The following is a 22,380-nucleotide window of genomic DNA, read 5'->3' on the forward strand; positions in this document are numbered from 1 at the left end:
GGAGTTATAACAATGAAAGTAACCAAATCCGTTTTACGGGCGACAGTAGTTGTCGCGATGGGCACAATTGCAGGTGTTGTTTGGGCACAAGACAGTACAGATGCCAATATGGATGATCGTGAACTGCTGACCACTGTTTCCGATCACTGGCGTATTCATCTGCTGCATGACATGCGCGAAGGGCTGTTTGTTCAGGTGCAGGAAATTTTGCAGGCAAACGCCGATGGCGATATGGCCACAGTCGAAGCGCTGGCCACCGAACGCGGCAAGGCACATTTTGCCAAGATGGACCCCGATATGATGGCCGAGTTGCCCATGGGTATGAAAGGCATGGGCAAAGCGATGCATCTGGCCTTTGACGACGTTGCCACAGCGGCACGCGAAACAGGTGATCCGGCCAAAGTGGCAGGCGCAGTCAGCGACCTGATGCTGGCCTGCACGGCCTGCCATGTAACCTATAAGCTAAATCCGTAACTTAGGGTCAGGTCCTATTAATCCTGCACCACTGGTTTGACTGATTTTTGTGCTGGCAAGGCACGGGTGTCGCAGGAATAGTGGTTGCTCACAGGGAAAACCTTCCTCCGGACGGTTTTCTTTTCCGGCTCACTTCAAGGCTTTGTATCGCCGGCAGCGCGAAGTTATATCTTCTGCCGGATCAAACCCGACAGCTTGCCTTTGGCCCTGCCCCCTCCCCGCCAAACCCGGCCTGTTTTCCCGCCTGCCCGGCTGAAAATACCATTTACGATAAGGAAACCCTATGCGAACTCTTCTGAAAACCCTGATTATCTTGTTTGCCTTTTCCACTTCTGCACTGGCGCAGGAAACCCCTGATTTTCTGGTCTCCTCTGAATGGCTGGAAGAACATATCGACGACGAAAATCTGACCGTGCTCGAAGTGCGCTATTACCCACATCGCTATATGACAATAGGTCATATTCCCGGTGCCGTGCAGGTGGCACGGTTCATGGATCTGGGGGATAATTTCGGTCAGGGCACCTTAATGAAATTTCCGACCCGCGAGACTTTTCAGGCCACCTTGCGCAGTTGGGGTGTGAATGATGATAGCATGTTGGTGTTGTATGACGACAGCGCAACGGCGCTGGCCTCGCGGCTTCATTTTTTGCTCAGGCTCTATGGGTTCAACATGGATCATGTAAAAATCCTGAATGGCGGCACGGTCGCCTGGCAGGCCTTCAACGATCTGGAGCAGGACGAGGTTTTCCCCGAGCCGGGCAATGTGACACTGACCGAACGCAACACCGACCTGTTTGTCGAGTGGACCGATGTCTATGACAATGTGGTGGCGCGCCGTGATCCGCAATTCGTGCTGATCGACGCACGCCCTTACAAGGGGTATACTGGTGAAATGCTGACCCATGCGGTGCGCGCAGGCCACATCCCCGGGGCCATCAGCATTGTCAGCCTTGAGGGCATTACCAAGGATGGCGAACAGCAATGGCTGCCGCTGCCCGAAATCGCCCAAATGTATGCCGACGTGCCAAAGGACAAAACCATCTATGTTTACTGCCATGACGGCTTCCGGATGAGTCTCGCTTATCTGCAAATGACCGCTTTGGGCTACACGGATGTGCGGCTTTATAACGGTGGTTGGGGCCATTGGGGAAACAAGTTTTCCCTGCCTGTGGTGCTGGGAAGCGAGCCTTTTGATGATGCGTTCAAGCTGTAAAACGTCCCCTTTTGGCGTTGGCAAAAGCTACCAGTGATAGCATCACAGGCACCTCGACCAACACGCCCACGACCGTTGCCAGCGCTGCGCCGGAATTCAGGCCAAACAAGCTGATCGCGACGGCGACGGCCAGTTCAAAAAAGTTCGAGGTGCCAATCAGGGCTGCGGGGGCGGCGATGTTGAAGGGCACTTTCCACGCATATCCCCAGCCAAAAGCGATGGCGAAAATGCCGTAGCTCTGGATCATCAGCGGCACGGCAATCAGGGCAATGACCAAGGGGGCGTTTAGAATGGTTTGGGCCTGAAAGCCGAACAACAGCACCACCATTGCCAACAAACCAACCACCGAAAACGGTTTTAGCCGCGCGGTGAATTGCTCGATTGCATGGTCTGCATGGGTCGCTTCCAGCCGGCGGCGGGTGATATAACCGGCCACAAGCGGCACCAGCACATAAAGAACAACCGACAGGATCAGAGTATTCCAGGGCACCACAATATCGCTTAGCCCCAGCAGGAAAGCGGTGATCGGGGCAAAGGCAAAGACCATGATCAGATCATTGATCGAGACTTGCACAAGCGTGTAGTTTGCATCCCCCTTAACCAGCTGGCTCCAGACAAATACCATTGCCGTGCAGGGCGCGACCCCCAGTAGGATCATACCAGCAATATATTCGCGGGCGGATTCGGGTGGCACAAGGCCCTTGAAAATCACCATGAAGAACAGCCAGCCAGGGCTGCCATGGTAAAGGGTTTGATCAGCCAGTTCACCACCAGCGTGATCACCAACCCCTTGGGCTGCTTGCCGACATCCTTGATACTGGCAAAATCAACGCCCACCATCATGGGGTAAATCATCACCCAGATGAACACCGCCACAACCAGATTGACGCTGGCATATTCCAGCGCGGCAATGCTGGCAAAAAGCCCGGGTAAATTTGCCCCAAGGAACACGCCCAGCACTATAGCCGCAGCAACCCAGACGGTGAGGTATCGTTCAAAAAGTCCCATGATCTATCCCTTGGCCCTGAACCGGCATATTGCCGATTTCATCAATGTTGTTTTGCAGTTCCGGGGTGCCCGGTGTGATGTCGGGTAAGGCGGCAAAGGCTTCAATACGGGCGCGCATCTGTTTGTAAGCGCGGGCAAAGGCACGTGACTTCTCGGCATCGTTTCCCGTGGCCGCTGCCGGATCAGGGATACCCCAATGACCGCTGGTCGGGCGGCCCGGCCAGATCGCACATTCTTCGTTGGCGGCGGAATCGCAGACCGTAAAGATAAAATCCATCTGTGGTGCGCCAACTTTCTGGAATTCATCCAGATTTTTCGAGCGCAGATTGGCAATGTCATGCCCATTGCGCTCTAGTGTTGCCAATGCCAGCGGATGTGGTGTGCCCGTCGGGCGGGTACCGGCAGAAAAGCTGTTGAACCGCGCTTTGTCCAGATCACGCATGATGGCCTCGGCCATGATCGAACGGGCGGAATTTCCTGTGCAGATGAAGATGACGTTCAGTTTCCTATCGCTCATGGGCTGATTTCCTTTGGAAGGGATTGGGGCAATGGTCGGACAAAGCTGCGGGCGACCCCGACAGCAATCAAGAAACAGGTAATCAATAATTTCACGCGCCGCTTTCTGCTGCACCTTGTAATGCAGCGATGTGCCGTGGCGGGATTTGGCAATCAGATCGACCCCGGCCAATGCCGACAGATAAACCGACAGGGTGCTGGCCTTCAGCCCTAACGCTTGTGCCAGCTCTCCTGCTGGCACGGCTTGCGGGTAGCGGCGCATCAACAGCCGGAAAAGCGCCATGCGCTGGGGATGGCCAAGGGTGGTCAGGCGTTCAAGAATTAATTTTTCCATATTTCATGAATATATGAATTATGGTTTCCTGCAAACATAAAAACGGGCGGCACAATGGCCGCCCGTCTGGTTGATATGATTAGGTCCCTTAGCTGGTGTATTCCTTGGACTTGAAGGAAACAGCCTTAGCCTGCGGCGTCGCGTCGGCCAGTTTGCGGATATTGCCCCATGTGTGCTTGTAATCCGGCAGGACCAGTTCATTCACACCCGGGTTCACCACATTGCCTTGCGATCCCGTGGGCGAACCGAACACCATCGCCACCTGCCCGCGCGCGGCGGTGTCGGTAGGATAGGCCATGCCCTGGGTCGTTCCGTTTTCGTTGTGAATCTCGATCAGATCACCGGCGTTCAGGCCCATTTCGGCCATATCGTCGGCGTTCATTTCGATAAACGGATAAGGGAATCGATCCTGAATAAAGTCGTTGTCTTTATCCAGGAACTGGTTTTGCCAGAAGATATTGGCGCGAACGTTGTTGATCCAGAACTTGTGGTTGGCCCGCTCCTGCTCTTTGCCCGGTGCCTGAAGGCCACGCCAGCTTGCTGCAATAAACAACGCCTTGCCGTCATCACGGCCATGGCGGGTGAATTTCCCATCCATATACAGCCGTTCGGTGCCGACAAGTTTTCCACCTTCATAGCCCTGAACCGGTTCCTGCACCCCGTTGTTCCCCATCGCGCGCAAACGCTCATAGGTCACATCCGGATTGCCCTGGTGATATCCGTCCATAAAGGCATCTTCCTCGGTTTCCCAGTCATAGCCCTTGAACTGATCGGCATAGGCGTCATCGCCCATTTCGCGCAGCACGCGTTCCATGTTCTGCGCCAGTTTGGCGGCGATCAGGCAGTCAGGCAGCGAGTTGCCGTAGCGATCCATGTATTTTTCAGACAGCCGCAGGCGGCGTTCCCCGTTCATCGAGGTGAGGTTCATCTCGTTGCTTTCACAAGCCGGCAAGATCACATGTGCGTTCTGGCCGATTTGGGAGTGGTGAATATCCACATCCACTACGAACAATCCGCCCGCGTTGACCGCGGCCACAATGGCATCGACCTGCTGGTCGCGCGTTCCCGCCGCGGACGCATCCATTGCGTCCTTGACCATTTCGGCCCTCTTGCGATGCACCCGTTTGTATTGCGAGGCGTTAAGTGTGGTCTTGTAATGGTCACAAGCCCAGACATGTTGAACCTTGCCACCACCCGAGATCAACAGTTGGTCAACATAGGTGCCGGGGCGCCCGACATGGGCATCAGAAGGGCGATAGTAGCCCTCTTGGTGACCACCCAAACGACAACACCCGCCGCCTTCGCGCCCGATATTACCTGTTGCCAGTGCGATGTTCACAATCGACCCAACAGTGCGGTAATTATCGTTGCCCCAGATGACCCCTTTTTCGTAGGCAATTACAGCTTTGCGCCGCGCACCGTCCTTGGGCTTGGCCAGCCATTCGGCAGCTTTGATGATGTCGGCTTCGTCCACCTTGCAGATTTCGGCAGCTTCGGATGTCGAGGTGCGGCAGGTTTCAAGGGCATACTCAAGGCTACCAAGCCCTGATGGGTGCGCCGCATCTTCGGCCACAGCCTCGCCATTCTGGAAGGTCGAGTTGGCGATAAAGTCGCTATCGGTCCAACCCTGATCAACGATATGGGTGAACAATGCGTTGAACAGTACCATATCGCTGCTCGGATCAATCGCCAGATGCAGCACATTTTCGGCACCTGCCACTTCTTCGGCGGCGTTTACCGTCACTGTGCGGCGCGGGTCAACCATGATGAATTTGGCACCGTTTTCCAGCCCCTTGCGCATGTGGTTCAGAAACAGATTGGTTTGCGTTTCCAATGGATTGGCCCCGACAATCATAATCGTGTCGGTGACCTCGTAATCGGCATATTGGTATTGCAATTCATCCACACCCATATCGCGGGTTGAATGCACCTCGGAGTTATAGGCCGGACGATTGTGAATGCGCGCATTCTTGACCTTCATGCTGTCAAAATACAGCTTGCCGGTGCCCCATGTGTTTTCATAACCGCCGGCAGAACCGCCGTGGTCGAACATCGACAACAGCAGGTCATCTTCCGACCCTTCGGTGACGATACGCGCGGTGACACGGGCCACCAGATCCAGCGCGTCATCCCAGCTTGTCGGCTGCCATGTGCCATTGCGCCAGACCATCGGGTCCGACAGCCGCTGTTGCTGGGTGCCAGTCACTTTCGACGGGCGGTTTTCGGCCATGCGACCACCACGGATCGAAACCAGACCCGAATTGACCACACATTCCTGATCCGGCACCACCGCAAGATGCACATCTTTGCCGTCTTGCTTGACCATGTTGTACATCGAAGGCGCAATCCAGGTGCCATCGGCGCCCTGCTGCTCGCCCAGATCAATGCCGAAAGCATTGTCTTTCAGAGTGCCCTGTTTGTTGCGATCCCAAGTATATGCCTTGTAGCCGCATCCGACGATACAATAGTGACAAGTGACATTGTGAACCTTCGCATCCTTTGGCGGAATCGGAAGGCGGTCGATTTGTCTTTTATAAGCCATGTGAGTTCTCCTCCCTTACAGCACGTTTGACGGACGACCAAAGATCAGGTCGCTTGCGCCTTCGGCAAAAATATCGCCATTGTCATCCACTCGCAGGGTAAATTGCGGCAGGTTTTGTGTGGCATGTCCCCAGACCTGCTGCCCGCCAGCCTCGACATCGAAACGCGAGAAATGGCCGGGGCAGTTCATCGTGCGGTCCTCGGAATTATAAGACATGTAATAACCCTTGTGCGGGCACAGAACCGAATAGGCGACGATATCACCATCGGGGCCAACGCCCCCATCTACGGTCTGCCCCAGCTTGATCAGAACACCGGGGCTGTCGGCGTCTGGATATTCGATGTCCATCGGTTCGTTCACCGCCAGATCAGCCACATTGGCCAGTTTGCCTGACGGATAATCCACCTGTGCATTGGCCGGTGCAGCCTGTGCCGGTGTCGTTGTAACAGTTGCTGCCGCAGCTCCTGCAGCAGCAAGTGCGCCACCCCTCAGAAACTGGCGACGACCAACATCAACCATCTTTTTACATCTCATGAAATTTTCTCCCTGTTTTCTTGATATGGATCAAGTTTAGCAACAGAGCACCCAAAAGCGGGCGGAATTATTAAAGGATAATCATGTCTATATTGTTGATATTTGTGTGATTATTCTGGATGTTCAGAATTCCGAACACCTACTAACGGGATTTCCCTTCGATCCCCAGTTTTTGCATCTTGTCCCACAAAGTGGTGCGCGACACCTTCAACATCTCCGCCGCCTTGCTTATTTTGCCTTCTGTCTGGGCCAGCGCATCAATGATGCGCGCCTTTTCGGCAGCATCGCGGGCCTCGGCCAAGGTCTGCCCCCTGCCCGACTGGATCAGGGTTTCGGGAAAGATATCCAGCGGTTGCAACAGATCACCGCTGGCGTTCTCGACCCCGCGTTGTAACCGCGCGCGTAATTCACGCCCGCCCCCCGGCCAGTCATGAGCGCGCACGGATTCAATGCACAGGCTGCTGATCCCGCTCAGGGGATGGTTTCGGGCCGCATTCATCTCGGGATATAATTGCTGCATCAGCCAGATTGCATCTTCGGTGCGGTGGCCCAATGGCGGGATCGGTATTTCCATCATGTTTAGACGATAAAAGAAATCAGCCCGCGCATCGTTGCTGGCGATGATCTCGGCCATTTCCTGCCCGCAAGAGGCAATAATGCGTCCGCCAAACCCGCCCTCCATCGCGTCCAGCAAAATAAGATGTGCCGCTTCAGGTAATCGGCTAAGCGCATTCAGGAAAAGTACGCCATCGCCCACCTGCTGCCACGCGCCACCACTGCCGAACAAAGCGTTTTTCGGATCGGCTTCCCGCGCCAGATTGACGGTGACAAAGGGCGCGGCGCGCTGGTCCGAGGCCCGATGAATCCGGCGTGCGACCAGTTCCTTGCCCGTGCCCGGCCCGCCGACGACCAACACGGGACGATCGGTTTTCGCCGCCTTCAGCGCCAGTTCATCCACCCGTTTGGCAGCTGGGGAAATCCCCAGTAAAGGTGGCATACCGCCCTTGGGGCGTTGCGACAGAAGCATCTCCAGCCGTTCCAGAAACACCGCAATTTCAAAAGGCTTCGTCACATAATCCGCCGCGCCCGCCTTGATCAGCCGCACCGCCTGATCAATGCCGCCATGCCCGGTGATGAACAAAAACGGCGGAGGCATAGATGTCTGGCAAAGGGTGTTATACAGTTCTTCTCCGGTGCCGTCGGGCAGGCGGATATCGCAGATCACCGCGTCAATGGGGCCGCGCGGGGTGCGGATCGCCCCCAGGGCCCTTTGCGCCTGTTTGTGCCAGACCACTTCGGCCCCTTCCAGTTGCATCCGCTGCAACAGCGAAGCGCCCATGATCTCGTCATCCTCGACCAGAACAATATGTGCGCCCCTCAACATGCTTGACCTCCTTGATCGAGGTTCAAGGGAAGTTCGATCGATATAATCGTTATGCCGTCCGTGCGGTTCAGCCTGACAAAACCCTGCAATTCTCTGGTCATATCATGCACCAGCCGTAGTCCGACGCCCCCTTCGGATAATGCGGGGCCAGTGCCCAACAGGCGCGCGCAGGCCGCTTTGGACAGGCCCTGTCCTGTGTCCGATACCTCGACACACAAAGACCGCCCCCCCGTATAGACATGCAGCCCGATCTTGCCGCCCTGCCCCGCGGCCTCGGTGGCGTTCAGCAACAGGTTCAGCACGATCTGGCGCACCGGCGCAGCCGCCAGCTGCGACAGGGCTTTCTGATCCGCTTCGATGCGCCAGTCCAGATCCTGCGAATTGCGTGAAATTTCGGGGCGGATCAGCAGGCGCAAATCATCGAAATCCTCGGCCACCAGAACAGCGCCCGAACGGTCCAGACGGTTCTGATCTAGCGTGGCCCGTGCCACATCGCGCAAATGACCAAGACCACGGGTCAGCAATTCGGCGGATTCACGCACCACCTCGGGGCGCTCGGCATAGGTTTTGATGGTGTCCGCCGCGTTTAGCAACCCGCCCAGCGGGTTGTTGATCTCGTGCGCCAATGATGCCGACAAACGGCCAAGGCTGACAAAACGTTCGCGGTTGGCAAGCCGTTTATCGGCCTCGGCCTTGGCCTCGATTGAACCGACCATTCCGTTATAACTGTGAAACAGCCGCGTCATTTCGGTATCACCCCGGGGCATATCGGTTTGCGGGATCGGCTCGGGCCGTTCGCCGGAATTGCGCATATGACTGACCAGCAACGTGATAGGCCGCAGCATCCGGCGCATCCCGAAGTAGCCAAGCAACGCCAGAAAACCGGTGGCCACCGCATTGCCGATCAACAGCAGACGCGCGGCTTTGCTGCGCTCGGCCAACAGGTCGGACACATCCAGTTCGATCAGGATCTGCCCGACCTTGCGGTCCTGATAGGTCAGGTCCGTCAGCAGGCGGATATCCGTTCCCTGATCAGGGATCGAAAGGGTATCCAGATTCTGCGCATCCCGCGCCAGCGCCCTGATCGGACTATCCAGCGGCGCGCGTCGGGGATCGGTTGCCGCCAGAATATTACCGTTCTCATCCGCCACCGCAGTAAACACCAGCCGCTGAACATGGGTTTCCCCGGCTGCCCGGTCCAGGGTATCGTAAACTTCCCACACGTTTTTGCGCAGCACCAGAGGACCAAGGGCAACCGAAAGCGCTTCGATCTGCAATTGTGCGAGTTCGCGGATGCGTTCGTTCTGCACGTTGCGCAGGGTGGTTAGAACCTGTTGCGAGGCAATAATGCCGACCAGAACCATCAGCGCAACTGTCAGCAACGGCACCCGCAGCGAAAGAGGAAGCGGACGGATCCCCCGCATCAGAGTGATTTTTCCAGTTCGCGCATCCGTTTTGCAATGCCGTCATATAGTGACGGTTGCGCCGCTGCCATCCTGTCAAGCTGTAGCAGATCAAGAGCCGCCATGCCCTGCGCCGTCTTACCCATGTCCAGCAACGCCAGCCGCATCGCTCGGATTGCCGGCTCTCCTGCCCGATCCGCGCGGGTGCAGAACGGCGGAAATCCCAGCCATTCGGATTTTGATATGACCTTCGTGCGCTTTGTCAGATCGGGTTCGGTTTTGGTCAGGGCCTCCCAGACATAGCCGTCCACACTGCCCGATTGGACCAACCCATCCCCCACCGCCCGCACCACATTGCGGTGCCCAAAGGTGAAAATCGTGCGCTTGAAAAAACTGTCGGGGCGTTCCTGCATCCGCGCCAGATCGGATGCGGTAACCAGATAGCCGGAATTTGAATCAGGGTCGGAAAATGCATGGGTGCCACCGCGCAGATCGGCTAATGTTGTTGCTGTATTGTCTGACCCAGCAATCAGATACGACTGATACAGTGGCCTACCATTCCAAACCGGAACCGCCATCAGCTCCAGGCTTTTGCGGTGTTGCAGATAGGGATAACCACACAACCAGGCCGCATCGACAGACCCCTCCAGCAACAGCCCCGTTACTTCCTCGTATGTGCGCCGTTGCTCCAGTTCGACCGGCAGTCCGAGCGCTTCTGCAAATGCCCCGCGCAGCCGGTCCACAACCTCGGCGTCGTTATCCAGAAATACCGGGGTTAGCCCCAGTCGAAAGACATCCATAGCTTGTACGCTTTTGGCCGAAAACCCGGTAATGGCAGCTGCGCCTACCAGCATCGATCGACGTGATATCATCCAAGGCTCCCATCATATCAAGTTCAAGAATTAATAAGAATGTTGCGTTTTGTGCCCTGTTTTAAGACACACAGATCAGTTTTCCCAATGTAGACCGTTATTCAACACTGTTGAATTTTGCTTTGCAACCCGGTAGTGTCGCGAGTTTGGTGGAAATTCGAGGACGGCGTAATCTCCGGGTGCATCGAAGCCACCCAACCGGCGGCTGGAACCGCCAAGGAGATCACGCCATGACAAAGAATACAGCAACATCGACATCCGCGCTACTGGCCAATGAAGCAGGCTATGACCCGATTGAAGACCGGCTGCGCCAGAACATCCGCGCGACGATCGAGGCGGTTTTCGAAGAGGAGCTGGAGCAGTTTCTGGGCCGTTGCCGGTATGGCCGCAGCGGCGGGGCAAAGGCCGGATACCGCCACGGGCATCGCGAGCGGCAACTGGTCGGAACATTTGGAACCGAAACGGTGCGCGTGCCGCGTGCGCGGATCACAGGCGAGGCCGGCAAGGCCAGAGAATGGCGCTCGAAGGCATTGCCCCGCTACCAGCGGCTGACGAAGAAGGCCGAGGCGCTGATCGCTGCTGTCTACCTTTCGGGCACCAACACACGGCGGGTAAAACGCGCCCTGTTCGGCCTGTTTCAGGGGGCGGTCAGCAAGGATGTGGTGAGCCGCGCCTGGCGCAAGGTGAAGGTGGACTGGCAGGCGTGGTGCGCCCGCAGCCTTGCGGATGAAGACATCGTGCGGCTGATCCTGGACGGCACCGTGATCAAAACGCGGATTGACAGGAAGGCCACCAATATCTCGGTTCTGGCCGCGATTGGCGTGCGCCGGGATGGGCAGAAGGTCTTGTTATCACTGATGAACATGGGCGGCGAAAGCACCTCCGCCTGGCGTCAGTTCATCAACGATCTGGATGCGCGCGGGTTGAAACGGCCCGAATTTGTCATCGTGGACGGGGCACCGGGACTTGAGGTCGCTCTCATTGCCCTCTGGGGTGAAGATCTGCCGATCCAGAGGTGCACGGTGCACAAGCACCGCAACCTTCTGGCCAAGGCACCCAAGCGTATGCATGATGAGTTGACAGAAGATTACCGCGACATGATCTACGCCAAAACACCCGAGGAAATCGCCACCCGCCGCAAGGCATTTCTGCGAAAATGGCGGCTGAAATGCAAGGCCGTCGCTGACAGCTTGGAAGAAGCAGGAGATAAGCTTTTCACCTTCACGCGTCTGCCACAAGGCCAGTGGAAATCGGCCAGAACGACAAATGCGATCGAACGCCTGAACGAGGAATTCCGCCGCCGCATCAAGACCCAGACCGTGCTGCCATGCGCCGAGACCGTGCCGATGCTGCTTTGGGCTCTGATGGCCTCGGGGCAGATCGTCATGCGAAAGGTCGATGGCTGGGAAACGCTCGCTCAGCCCGTCGCCGACGCAACCCTTGACCAAGCCGCCTGACCGGCGCATAACTCAACCCGCTCGGAGGTGCCTGAAATCAATTTCCACCACTTTCGAGACACAACCGTGAGGCACATTGTGAATTAGTTCACCCGCTTCCATGTTCCACCACTTTGGCAAACACCAAGGAAACAACCTTGAATAGACAGGCTGTTGCCAGACAATGTCATTTTCAAATTATAGGTCTTGCCGTTTGAGCGCCGCCATATCCGACCGCCACCATATTTTCCACCATCGGCAGGCTTCAATTCCCAGACAACCTTTTTACCCAATAGATCGGATTTGACTTCTTTTCCATCCGCAAAGGTATTAGCAATCGTCCCGCAAATATCCGCGCCACAAGGAGCCATCTTGATATACGCGTATTCATTGTTTTCGGTTACAGTTTTCCATAGACCGAAAATTGGATCAGCCATTGCCAATGATGGAATAACAACAGCCAAAGCCGCGATAACACTAATCTTTTTCATTGCAGGCCTCACTTTACTAAATAAAGGGAACCTCTGTAAATTCCCGTTTTCGCCTTCTTCGCGGCGGGGTGGACGGTTTTTCGCCTGTCCCGCCTGATTGCTTCGGATCATAAACCCATTTTCACCGGTTTCAAGCCGGTTTTGGGTATTTCAGGCACACCTCACCCCATGAACCCTTATCCCGGCGCCGCCAGGCCGCATTCGAACTGGACGAAGCGCTTCATGTTGTAGACCAGGTTCATCATCCCGATGCGAAATCGCGCCCGCTTCAGGCCGATGGAGCGGATCAGCTTGCCGCCCATGGAGCGCTCCTGAAAAGCGAATACATGCTCGACCCGGACCCGCACTTTCGAGCGCCTCCGGTTGGCCTTTTGCTGGCGCTCGCCAAGCGGCTTGCCGCGCCTGCCCTTGTGATGGATATGGCTGTGAAGCCCCCGCTCTTCCAGCTCGCTTTCGATCTTTTGCGAGCGATAGGCGCTGTCGGCCCACAGGTCCGATGAGGTGTTGCTCGCATCAATCAGACCGGCAAGCGCCTGGCTGTCATGCACGGCGGCATCGGTGACATCATAAGCGCGGATGAATTTGTGCCGCCGGTCGACATTGATGTGGTTCTTGTAGCCGTAATAGCTCTTGCCGTGCTTCTTCGTCCAGCGCGCATCCACGTCCTTCTGGCGCTTCTTGTGGGGTTTTTCCTCCCACTCTTCAGGCGTTTCGCCCGCCTTGATTTTCTCGTTCTCGTCCCTTTTGTTGTGCTGGCGCGGCGCCGGAACGATGCTCGCATCAACAATCTGCCCGCCCATCGCCAGATAGCCCTTTTCGCGCAGAAAGGCATCGAACTTGTCAAACAGCTCCTTCATCTTCCCGGCCCCGGCCAGCCTTTCACGGTAGGCCCAGATGGTCTTGGCGTCAGGTACGCTGTCTTCAATGCCAAGGCCGAGAAACCGCATGAACGACAGGCGGTCGCGGATCTGATACTCGATCTGATCGTCAGAGAGGTTGTAGAGCTGCTGCAAAACCATCGTCTTGAATATCAGCACCTCATCCCAAGGCGGGCGGCCAGCGTTGGATTTGCGCTGTTCGGGCGGCGTGCGCCATATGGCCTTCAGCTCGTCCCGGTAATCCTCGAACGGCACCATGTCGTTGAGCAACACCAGCGGATCACCAGATTTGTCCAGTCCCGCGTATCGGCTGGAAAGATCAAAAAATCCCATCTGACCCATGACAAAACCCCGTCGGTCGAATCATTTTCATCCTGATGACGATTCTACCCCGTCAGGCCGGATTTTGGGGGATTTTTAGAGGTTCCCTACATTCCGCGCCATTGGTCCGTTCGAAAGTAAGGTTTGATAAGGATTGGCAGAAGGCCCGCGAACCACAACACCAGGCGTTGGGCGAAAGCCGACAACGCCGCAAAAACTGGCCGGGCTACGCAATGATCCGGCATTATCGGACCCCTGTGCCAGCCACGCGGTACCAGAGGCCAGCGCCGCTGCCGCTCCACCTGACGATCCAGCCGCCGACATATCCAGATTACGGGGGTTGCGTGTTACACCATGCACATCGTTAAAGGTATTTCCGCCAGCCCCGAATTCCGGCGTGTTGGATTTGGCATAGACTATGGCGCCTTCATTTTCCAGTTGGTCGACCATATAGCAATTCTCGGGTGCCACATAATCCGCAAACGGCGCCGAACCAAATGACGTTCGAACCCCCTTGACGTCATCCAGATCCTTGATCGGAACAGGCAAGCCGCACAAAGTCCCGCGCTCTTCCACTGGTCGTTTCAGGATGCGGTCTGCTTCCTGCCGGGCGTGCTGAAAACACAGAATAGGCAAAGCATTTACCCATGTGTCAACTTTGCCAATCCGCGTTTCCAGCGCATCAAGAAGGTCATGCGGCGAAATCTGCCCGGTCTTCAGAGCCTTGACGATATCGGTTGCGCGCCATTGGGTTAAAGAGGTGGTCGCGGAAATTCGGACCAGTTGTTAAGGTGGATCGACTTATGAGAAAGACGATTCAAAATGACGAAACGAAAGAACCATTCTCCCGAATTCAAAGCCCGCGTTGCGCTTGAAGCAATCCGCGAGGAAATGACGATGGCGGAGCTGTCGAAGAAGTATGGTGTGCATCCAACCCAGATTGGCACATGGAAACGAGCAGCGATTGAAAACATGGCCACGGCATTTTCCAGACGGGGCCGTGATCCTGATCGGGTTGATGAAGCCCAGATTGAGAAGCTGCACTCCAAGATTGGTCAGCTGGTCGTGGAACGGGATTTTTTAGCCAACGCCTCGCAACAGTTGCTCGGGAAGCGAGGCAAAAAATGGTGAGCCGTGAGCATGATCTGAGTGTGCGACGACAATGCGGGCTACTTTCTCTGGCGCGCTCGAACCTGTATTACCAGCCAAAAGGCGAAAGTGCTGAAAATTTGCGGTTCATGACAATAATCGACAAGCAATTCTTGCAGACGCCGTGGTATGGATCACGGCAAATGGCCCGGCACATGCAGCGCCAAGGTTACAAGTGTGGTCGCCACAGGGTCCGCCGTTTGATGCGGCTGATGCGGTTGGTTCCGATCTACCAGACGCCCAACACGAGCAAGAAACATCCGCAGCATAAGATCTACCCGTATCTGCTGCGAGACCTGACGATTGATCGTCCAAACCATGTGTGGTGCGTAGATATCACCTACATTCCGATGCAGCGCGGGTTCCTCTATTTGGTCGCGATCATGGACTGGCACAGCCGCAAGGTTTTGAGCTGGAGATTGTCAAACAGCATGGAGGCAGATTTTTGCGTTGAAGCCCTGAAAGAGGCTATGGCCAAATACGGCAAGCCCGATATCATGAACAGCGACCAGGGCAGCCAGTTCACCGGGTTTGAATGGACGCAGGCGCTGAAAGAAGCCGACGTGAAAATCTCGATGGATGGCAAAGGTCGCTGGGTCGATAACCGGATGATCGAGCGGCTTTGGCGATCCTTGAAATACGAATGCATTTACCTCAACGCATTTGAAACGGGTTCGCAGACCCGCGCCGGGATCGGGAAATGGTTGGCTTACTACAACACCGAGCGCCCGCATTCCACCCACGGAATATTGACCCCGGATGAAGCCTATGACAGAAAAACAAAACCAATGAGTTTGGCAGCCTAAATGAAACCCTGATCCATCTTAAACTGGCTGCTGACTGGTCAAAAAAGTGGGACCACCTCTTAATTCAGTCATGAGGTTACTTTCAAATAAATGCTACGAACCCCATAAAGGCTGCACAAGATAACATCACCATAAAGAGTTGTCATTTTCATATTTCTCCTTCCGTGACCGCATTTTCCCTGCTGGCCGCATCAATAAGTTTAGGGAGCGCTGCTGCCAGCTTTCTTATGTCGCCAGATGTGGAAATTCGACCATGGTGTACAAAATCTTCATGGTTTTTTTCTATTGTATCAACATTATAGACATAATTTACGAGCATTCCGAAGGATTGGTCAAACCCGTTCTCTGACAGATCTCCATGCCAGTTAATTCGATGAAGCTCGGCACCATTGCGCAGGTGAAACCTTGCGACTGGATCAACCGGTTTGCCGTCTATTTTTGCATTGATTAAGTAATGGGCACAGAGGGCTATCAGGACTGGAAATAGAGGTGGTCCCACTTTTTTGACCAGTCAGCAGCCAGTTTAAGATGGATCAGGGTTTCATTTAGGCTGCCAAACTCATTGGTTTTGTTTTTCTGTCATAGGCTTCATCCGGGGTCAATATTCCGTGGGTGGAATGCGGGCGCTCGGTGTTGTAGTAAGCCAACCATTTCCCGATCCCGGCGCGGGTCTGCGAACCCGTTTCAAATGCGTTGAGGTAAATGCATTCGTATTTCAAGGATCGCCAAAGCCGCTCGATCATCCGGTTATCGACCCAGCGACCTTTGCCATCCATCGAGATTTTCACGTCGGCTTCTTTCAGCGCCTGCGTCCATTCAAACCCGGTGAACTGGCTGCCCTGGTCGCTGTTCATGATATCGGGCTTGCCGTATTTGGCCATAGCCTCTTTCAGGGCTTCAACGCAAAAATCTGCCTCCATGCTGTTTGACAATCTCCAGCTCAAAACCTTGCGGCTGTGCCAGTCCATGATCGCGACCAAATAGAGGAACCCGCGCTGCATCGGAATGTAGGTGATATCTACGCACCACACATGGTTTGGACGATCAATCGTCAGGTCTCGCAGCAGATACGGGTAGATCTTATGCTGCGGATGTTTCTTGCTCGTGTTGGGCGTCTGGTAGATCGGAACCAACCGCATCAGCCGCATCAAACGGCGGACCCTGTGGCGACCACACTTGTAACCTTGGCGCTGCATGTGCCGGGCCATTTGCCGTGATCCATACCACGGCGTCTGCAAGAATTGCTTGTCGATTATTGTCATGAACCGCAAATTTTCAGCACTTTCGCCTTTTGGCTGGTAATACAGGTTCGAGCGCGCCAGAGAAAGTAGCCCGCATTGTCGTCGCACACTCAGATCATGCTCACGGCTCACCATTTTTTGCCTCGCTTCCCGAGCAACTGTTGCGAGGCGTTGGCTAAAAAATCCCGTTCCACGACCAGCTGACCAATCTTGGAGTGCAGCTTCTCAATCTGGGCTTCATCAACCCGATCAGGATCACGGCCCCGTCTGGAAAATGCCGTGGCCATGTTTTCAATCGCTGCTCGTTTCCATGTGCCAATCTGGGTTGGATGCACACCATACTTCTTCGACAGCTCCGCCATCGTCATTTCCTCGCGGATTGCTTCAAGCGCAACGCGGGCTTTGAATTCGGGAGAATGGTTCTTTCGTTTCGTCATTTTGAATCGTCTTTCTCATAAGTCGATCCACCTTAACAACTGGTCCGAATTTCCGCGACCACCTCTAATTTATCCGGGGCTATCCTATTGTATCAGCCGATCATCGGCCCGTGGGGGCCGTATTTTTCATCGTAATGGTGTTTCAAACGTTGCAAGGCAATTCGCAAAACAATCTTGCCTGATCGCGCCGACCACCCCATGCGCCGCTCGGCCGCTTCCATCCCTTCCAGATAACAACAACACCGCAGCACCACATCCCCCAACCCCGGCCCCAGATCACGCAGCGCTTCGGATACCCGATCGCGCGCGCCGGTGGGGCCATCCCCCACCCCGCTGTCGTTGGAAAAACCGCCCCGTGTGCCGCCGGTCAGAAACCGCTCCCAGTTCTGCGCCACCCGTGGCCCCATCTGCGCCAGTTCGAAATCCTCGCGCAGGCGCTCGCCCGCTGCCACCAGATCATCGGTCAGAAACGGCTTGCCATTCTTGTCCTTGCGCCGCGCCAAAGCCGCCAGCGGGGATTCCGCCACATTATAACGCACTGCCCGTCGCTTGCCGTCCTCGCTCACTGTCTTTTCACCCCAGATGCGATGCTGGTCTCCAAATTGTGCGGGGGCTTCGGCAAATCCCGCGCGGGCGTTTTCCGCTTCGGCCAGCAGTCGTTTCAACGCGGTGCGTCCGGCCGTTGTGATCCCGTACCGGGCGATCCGACCGTTTTTCACACAGGTAATCCAGTCTTTCAGTGCCATCGCCTGTGCAACCTGTCGGTCCACCACAGCAGTGCGCGCTGTCTGTCCACCAGTCAGTTCACGCACGACCACCGCTTTTTCCATATCCGGTGCAATGGCCAGCACCGCCCCTGTTTCGCTTAGGCGTCGTAAAATGCGGCGCCCTTCGCGGTTCAGGGTGGCATCATCTGTTTTCAGGTTGGCGTGACGGATTGGTGCGCTCATATCGGGCGATTCCTTTTCATCTGGATTTACGATTGTCGGAAAGTGCTGGCGGCCAAGGTTGCTCAGGGCTTCGTCTACCAGCGGATCATCGCGGCGGTTTTCAAACTTGCGAATCTGCCGCAATACGGTCGAGGCATGGCAGCCTGCATTTCGGGCCACCGCACGGATGGATAACCCTTGTTTGGTATGTTGCAGATATCTTTGCGCCGCTTCTGGCACCCAGTTTGGCAAAGCTCTCGGTTCGCAGAGGTATGGCATAGATGCCCCCATCACTTTTCTCCTTTTTATTATCGATCAAGTTACCCAGCGACGATCAGCTTTGGGTTGAAGTGTTACGCGAAGGTTAACAAAAGCGACGATCCCTAGAATTGTTCCAAAAATATAAACTTTTCTGAAACCTCCGTTCGGGAGTCCGAGACAATGCGCAACACACGTTTTGATTGTGTCACTAATGGGGCAAAGCAATCAGGAGCCTATGTAAATGAACGACCTAATGAGCATGTTGAAATGCCTTCACCGTCCCCGCCTTTTGATTCGCGCCGCCCGTTTCGGGGTGACCGAATATAATCGCAAGCGCGATCTGCGCAGGCTGCTCAAGGTTTCAGTTCCGCCATCCCCGGGCCGTGCTATTGTCAGGTTGATGAACGAGGAAAGCCTGCAAGAAGAAAAACGCAAAACGGGTGATGCCGGTTACAGCATCACCCGTCATGTTTCGCTATTGATCGCCCTGATGGGCGAGGCCCGTTTGCTGGGCGCCGGATCTGGTTATTCCTAAAGGAATGAATCCGGCATCGAGTCTTTCTTGGCTTGGACGTAGGCCTGTAATTTCTGTGTAATTTCAGGGTCCAGCGCGGGTTGTTGATAATCTGCCAACAGTTTTGCAACCCGTGCTGTGGCCAGCGCCTCGGTATCGCGCGCGCCCTCTTCTTGCCAGGTTTCAAACGGTTTGTAATCCAGCAGATCGGTATGCCAGAACGCATCCTTGAAATTGCTTTGCGTATGCTCGCAACCCAGATAATGCCCCCCTGGTCCAACCTCGGCAATGGCCCCCATTGCCTGCGCATTTTCGTCCGTCGGCACACCGGCCGCCAGACGGTGCAGAATACCCAGTTGATCCGCATCCATCACGAATTTCTCGAAACTGGCAACCAGCCCGCCTTCCAGCCAGCCACAGGCATGCAGCATGAAGTTCACCCCGCCAAACAACGCGGCATTATGGGTGTGCGCAGTTTCATAAGCTGCCTGCGCATCCGGCAGTTTCGAGCCACATAACCCGCCACCAGATCTAAACGGAAGGTTAAGACGCCGTGCAAGTTGCCCTGCCCCGTTAAGGATTTGTGTAGCTTCCGGCGTGCCAAAGGTGGGCGCCCCCGAATTCATGTCGATCGAGGTCACGAAACAGCCGAAAATCACCGGCGCACCGGGGCGGATCAACTGGTTGTAGGCGATGCCGGCCAGACATTCGGCCAGAACCTGCGTCAGCGTGCCCATCACCGAAACCGGTGACATCGCCCCGCCGACAATGAATGGCGACAGGATGCAGGCCTGATTGTTGCGTGCATAGATTTCCATCGCGCCCATCATGATGGAATCAAAGGTCAGCGGTGAATTCACGTTGATCAGCGAGGTCATCACTGTGTTTTCCTGCACAAAATCCTTACCAAACAGGATTTCACACATTTCCACCGAATCCTGTGCCCGTGAGGGTTCGGTCACCGATCCCATAAACGGCTTGTCGGAATAGAGCATATGGGCCAGCAACATATCCAGATGCCGCTTGTTCACCGGCACGTCCGTTGGCTCGCACACCGTACCGCCGGAATGGTGCAGGTATTTAGACATATAGCCCAGTTTCACGAATTTGGTGAAATCCTCCATCGTCGCATAGCGCCGCCCGCCTTCAGCGTCGCGCACAAAGGGTGGGCCGTAAACCGGCGCCAGAACCAGTGAATCACCGCCAATTTCGACGTTGCGTTCCGGATTGCGGGCGTGTTGGGTGAATTTCGAGGGCGCAGTTTCACACAGCTTGCGGGCCAGCCCGCGCGGGATACGCACCCGTTCGCCATCAATCATTGCCCCCGCCTTGCGCCAGATCTCCAGCGCCTCGGGGTTGTCAACGAAATTCACCCCGACCTCTTCCAGAACGGTCTCAGCGTTATGCTCGATGATCTGCAACGCCTCTTCGCTCAGCATCTCCAGATTGGGGATCTTGCGCTCGATATATTTCGCCGCCTCGATCCGCACTGCTGTGCGTTCCGCCCGCCGCGCTGCACCACCGCCGCCCCGTGCCCGCCGTCTGGTTCTTTGTTCTGTCATCTCGCGATTCCCCGAAAAAATCTTCTAAGGATCATTCTTATTCGATCCATGCCAGCACTCATCCCCGAAATCCGGCCAATAAGGGGCGAAAGCGACATCGCCGTGCTTGATCATTGCGCGATTGCCGCCTATTGCCAAGTCATGACAGATATTACACATGACCGCCTTCTTATCATTGACTTCGGATCGCAAGTAACGCAGCTGATTGCGCGCCGTCTGCGCGAGCTGAACGTCTATTGCGAAATCCATCCGTTTAATAAGGTCACCGATGCCTTTCTGGCAAAATTCGCACCAAAGGCCGTGATCCTGTCGGGTGGCCCCAACAGCGTGATTGATGCAGGCTCGCCGCGTCCGCCCGAAAGCCTGTTTTCAATGGGCGTACCGGTGCTGGGCATCTGTTACGGCCAGCAGGTGATGATGCAGATGCTGGGCGGTCAGGTGGAAACCGGCCACGGCACCGCCGAATTCGGCCGCGCTTATGTGACGCCAACCACCGAGCACCTGCCGTTGCTGGATGGCTGGTTCACCGCCGATGATGACCGCGAACAGGTCTGGATGAGCCACGGCGACCATGTCTCGAAAATTGCCCCCGGCTTCAAGGTCTATGGCACCTCGCCCAACGCGCCCTATGCGATCACCGCTGATCCGTCGCGCCATTTCTATGCCGTGCAGTTCCACCCCGAGGTGCACCACACCCCGAACGGCGCCAAATTGTATGAAAATTTTGTCCGGCTGGCGGGCTTCACCGGCGACTGGACCATGGGCGCCTATCGCGAAGAAGCGATCCGCAAAATCCGCGAACAGGTGGGCGATGCCAAGGTGATTTGCGGGCTGTCCGGCGGCGTTGATTCCTCGGTTGCCGCAGTGCTGATCCACGAGGCGATTGGCGATCAACTGACCTGCGTTTTCGTTGACCACGGATTGTTGCGCCAGAACGAGGCCGAAGAAGTGGTCGAGATGTTCCGTGACAATTACAACATGCCGCTGATCCATGCGGATGAGCGCGAGTTGTTTCTGGGCGAGCTGGACGGCGTTTCCGACCCGGAAACAAAGCGCAAGATCATCGGTAAACTGTTCATCGACGTATTCCAGAAACACGCGGGCGAAGTGGGAGGGGCCAAGTTTCTGGCCCAAGGCACGCTGTATCCTGATGTGATTGAAAGCGTTTCCTTTTCCGGCGGCCCCTCGGTGACAATCAAAAGCCACCATAATGTCGGCGGCCTGCCCGAAAAGATGGGCCTGAAACTGGTCGAGCCGCTGCGCGAATTGTTCAAGGACGAGGTGCGCGCGCTGGGCGTTGAGCTGGGCCTGCCCAAATCCTTTATCGGCCGTCACCCCTTCCCAGGTCCCGGTCTGGCGATCCGCTGCCCCGGCGAAATCACCCGCGAGAAGCTGGAGATCCTGCGCAAGGCCGATGCGGTTTACATCGACCAGATCCGCAAACACGGGCTGTATGATGACATCTGGCAGGCTTTTGTCGCCATCCTGCCAGTGCGCACGGTAGGTGTGATGGGCGACGGACGGACCTACGATTTTGCCTGCGCGCTGCGGGCGGTGACATCGGTGGACGGGATGACCGCAGATTACTACCCGTTCAGCCACGACTTTCTTGGTGAAACCGCAACGCGGATCATCAACGAAGTCGAGGGCATCAACCGCGTGACCTATGATATTACGTCCAAACCGCCCGGAACCATCGAGTGGGAGTAAACGAAAAACACCCTGACCAATCCTAGGGTCAGGGTGCCATTACCGTTCACGGCCATCGGCGTCCCCGCCTGTACCGCGACTCGATGTTTCGCATATATTGGTTACCGATTGCTTAGGGTCAGGACCTATTAATCCTGTGCCACTGGTTTGACAGATTTTTGTGCTGACAAGGCACAATGACGCAGGAATAGTGGTTGTTCGCCGGGAAAACCTTCCCCCAGAAGGTTTTCTTTTCCGGCTCACTTCAAGGCATTGTAACGCAGCTCGGCGCGAAAATCCGTCAAATCCGAAGGACGCTGTTTTCCCTTCATCTCAGCGGCTCGCGCCGCTTGTGAACAGAACCACTGTTGACGGCGCGTCCCGAA

19 protein-coding genes and 1 pseudogene are annotated in these 22,380 nt (G+C 55.8%); 6 read left to right on the forward strand and 14 right to left on the reverse strand.

Features of this window, described 5'->3' with window-relative positions:
* Positions 1 to 12: 12 nt before the first annotated feature.
* Both ACQY4M_RS04690 and ACQY4M_RS04695 read left to right on the forward strand, forming a co-directional pair.
* A complete protein-coding gene (locus ACQY4M_RS04690; RefSeq protein ID WP_428541443.1) occupies positions 13 to 474 on the forward strand; it encodes a hypothetical protein in 462 nt (153 codons plus the stop codon).
* A 283-nt stretch (positions 475 to 757) separates the two neighbouring features.
* Positions 758 to 1,687, forward strand: coding sequence for a sulfurtransferase (locus tag ACQY4M_RS04695; RefSeq protein ID WP_428541446.1), 930 nt, complete (start codon positions 758 to 760; stop codon positions 1,685 to 1,687).
* Here the strand turns inward: ACQY4M_RS04695 and arsB are convergent.
* The 7 genes and pseudogenes from arsB to ACQY4M_RS04730 all read right to left on the reverse strand — a co-directional run bounded on the left by arsB (position 1,677) and on the right by ACQY4M_RS04730 (position 10,280).
* Positions 1,677 to 2,695 (reverse strand): annotated as a pseudogene (gene arsB, locus ACQY4M_RS04700) (ACR3 family arsenite efflux transporter). The gene ACQY4M_RS04695 and the pseudogene arsB sit on opposite strands and share 11 nt — an antisense overlap.
* Positions 2,682 to 3,545: a helix-turn-helix domain-containing protein gene (locus ACQY4M_RS04705; RefSeq protein ID WP_428541449.1), complete on the reverse strand. Its 864-nt coding sequence runs from the start codon at positions 3,543 to 3,545 to the stop codon at positions 2,682 to 2,684. The pseudogene arsB and the gene ACQY4M_RS04705 overlap by 14 nt, the downstream one beginning before the upstream one ends.
* An 88-nt stretch (positions 3,546 to 3,633) precedes the next feature.
* Entirely contained in the window at positions 3,634 to 6,087 is a 2,454-nt protein-coding gene (locus ACQY4M_RS04710) for an arsenate reductase (azurin) large subunit (protein ID WP_428541452.1), read from the reverse strand.
* A 15-nt stretch (positions 6,088 to 6,102) separates the two neighbouring features.
* On the reverse strand, positions 6,103 to 6,621 hold the full coding sequence (locus tag ACQY4M_RS04715) for an arsenate reductase (azurin) small subunit (RefSeq protein ID WP_428541455.1): 519 nt from the start codon (positions 6,619 to 6,621) through the stop codon (positions 6,103 to 6,105).
* A gap of 142 nt (positions 6,622 to 6,763) precedes the next feature.
* Positions 6,764 to 8,005 (reverse strand): sigma-54-dependent transcriptional regulator, encoded by a 1,242-nt coding sequence (locus ACQY4M_RS04720; RefSeq protein ID WP_428541458.1) that lies wholly within the window; start codon positions 8,003 to 8,005, stop codon positions 6,764 to 6,766.
* Positions 7,999 to 9,429: a sensor histidine kinase gene (locus tag ACQY4M_RS04725; protein ID WP_428541461.1), complete on the reverse strand. Its 1,431-nt coding sequence runs from the start codon at positions 9,427 to 9,429 to the stop codon at positions 7,999 to 8,001. The genes ACQY4M_RS04720 and ACQY4M_RS04725 overlap by 7 nt, the downstream gene beginning before the upstream one ends.
* Positions 9,429 to 10,280 carry a PhnD/SsuA/transferrin family substrate-binding protein gene (locus ACQY4M_RS04730; RefSeq protein ID WP_428541464.1) on the reverse strand — a complete coding sequence of 284 codons (852 nt, stop codon included), beginning with the start codon at positions 10,278 to 10,280 and terminating at the stop codon, positions 9,429 to 9,431. Before ACQY4M_RS04730 ends, ACQY4M_RS04725 begins: the two co-directional genes overlap by 1 nt.
* Positions 10,281 to 10,510: 230 nt before the next feature.
* Here ACQY4M_RS04730 and ACQY4M_RS04735 point away from each other — a divergent pair, with 230 nt between their 5' ends.
* Positions 10,511 to 11,737, forward strand: a complete 1,227-nt coding sequence (locus ACQY4M_RS04735; RefSeq protein WP_428539582.1) for an IS256 family transposase — start codon at positions 10,511 to 10,513, stop codon at positions 11,735 to 11,737.
* Between the two features lie 83 nt (positions 11,738 to 11,820).
* Here the strand turns inward: ACQY4M_RS04735 and ACQY4M_RS04740 are convergent, their stop codons facing one another.
* The 3 genes from ACQY4M_RS04740 to ACQY4M_RS04750 all read right to left on the reverse strand — a co-directional run bounded on the left by ACQY4M_RS04740 (position 11,821) and on the right by ACQY4M_RS04750 (position 14,189).
* Positions 11,821 to 12,318: a DUF2147 domain-containing protein gene (locus ACQY4M_RS04740; protein WP_428541467.1), complete on the reverse strand. Its 498-nt coding sequence runs from the start codon at positions 12,316 to 12,318 to the stop codon at positions 11,821 to 11,823.
* A 65-nt stretch (positions 12,319 to 12,383) separates the two neighbouring features.
* The gene (locus ACQY4M_RS04745; RefSeq protein ID WP_428539227.1) at positions 12,384 to 13,427 is read right to left on the reverse strand and encodes an IS5 family transposase; all 1,044 of its coding nucleotides are present in this window, start codon (positions 13,425 to 13,427) and stop codon (positions 12,384 to 12,386) included.
* A gap of 75 nt (positions 13,428 to 13,502) precedes the next feature.
* Positions 13,503 to 14,189 (reverse strand): amidase, encoded by a 687-nt coding sequence (locus ACQY4M_RS04750; protein ID WP_428542080.1) that lies wholly within the window; start codon positions 14,187 to 14,189, stop codon positions 13,503 to 13,505.
* Between the two features lie 39 nt (positions 14,190 to 14,228).
* Here ACQY4M_RS04750 and ACQY4M_RS04755 point away from each other — a divergent pair.
* Positions 14,229 to 15,361 (forward strand): IS3 family transposase gene (locus ACQY4M_RS04755; RefSeq protein ID WP_428539245.1). Its coding sequence is split into 2 segments (ribosomal slippage): positions 14,229 to 14,481 and positions 14,481 to 15,361, totalling 1,134 coding nucleotides; the frame shifts between segments, so codons are not numbered across the junction.
* 148 nt (positions 15,362 to 15,509) lie between these two features.
* Here the strand turns inward: ACQY4M_RS04755 and ACQY4M_RS04760 are convergent.
* The 3 genes from ACQY4M_RS04760 to ACQY4M_RS04770 form a co-directional block, all read right to left on the reverse strand.
* The gene (locus tag ACQY4M_RS04760; protein ID WP_428541470.1) at positions 15,510 to 15,860 is read right to left on the reverse strand and encodes a malonyl-CoA decarboxylase domain-containing protein; all 351 of its coding nucleotides are present in this window, start codon (positions 15,858 to 15,860) and stop codon (positions 15,510 to 15,512) included.
* Positions 15,861 to 15,906: 46 nt separating this feature from the next.
* Positions 15,907 to 17,039, reverse strand: a protein-coding gene (locus tag ACQY4M_RS04765; RefSeq protein ID WP_428539245.1) for an IS3 family transposase whose coding sequence is annotated in 2 segments (ribosomal slippage) — positions 15,907 to 16,787 and positions 16,787 to 17,039 — 1,134 coding nt in all. Because the reading frame shifts where the segments join, the coding sequence is not laid out codon by codon here.
* A gap of 92 nt (positions 17,040 to 17,131) precedes the next feature.
* Positions 17,132 to 18,247, reverse strand: coding sequence for a DUF6456 domain-containing protein (locus tag ACQY4M_RS04770; RefSeq protein WP_428541473.1), 1,116 nt, complete (start codon positions 18,245 to 18,247; stop codon positions 17,132 to 17,134).
* 223 nt (positions 18,248 to 18,470) lie between these two features.
* Here ACQY4M_RS04770 and ACQY4M_RS04775 point away from each other — a divergent pair, with 223 nt between their 5' ends.
* Positions 18,471 to 18,764, forward strand: coding sequence for a DUF6477 family protein (locus ACQY4M_RS04775; RefSeq protein WP_428541476.1), 294 nt, complete (start codon positions 18,471 to 18,473; stop codon positions 18,762 to 18,764).
* Here ACQY4M_RS04775 and ACQY4M_RS04780 read toward each other — a convergent pair.
* Positions 18,761 to 20,305, reverse strand: a complete 1,545-nt coding sequence (locus ACQY4M_RS04780; protein WP_428541479.1) for a trimethylamine methyltransferase family protein — start codon at positions 20,303 to 20,305, stop codon at positions 18,761 to 18,763. The genes ACQY4M_RS04775 and ACQY4M_RS04780 overlap by 4 nt on opposite strands.
* A 141-nt stretch (positions 20,306 to 20,446) precedes the next feature.
* Between ACQY4M_RS04780 and guaA the strand changes: the two genes are divergently transcribed.
* Positions 20,447 to 22,015 carry a glutamine-hydrolyzing GMP synthase gene (gene guaA, locus ACQY4M_RS04785; protein ID WP_428541482.1) on the forward strand — a complete coding sequence of 523 codons (1,569 nt, stop codon included), beginning with the start codon at positions 20,447 to 20,449 and terminating at the stop codon, positions 22,013 to 22,015.
* The last annotated feature ends 365 nt before the right edge of the window (positions 22,016 to 22,380 follow it).

This window comes from Profundibacter sp., from assembly GCF_965277155.1.
Classification (GTDB): domain Bacteria; phylum Pseudomonadota; class Alphaproteobacteria; order Rhodobacterales; family Rhodobacteraceae; genus Profundibacter.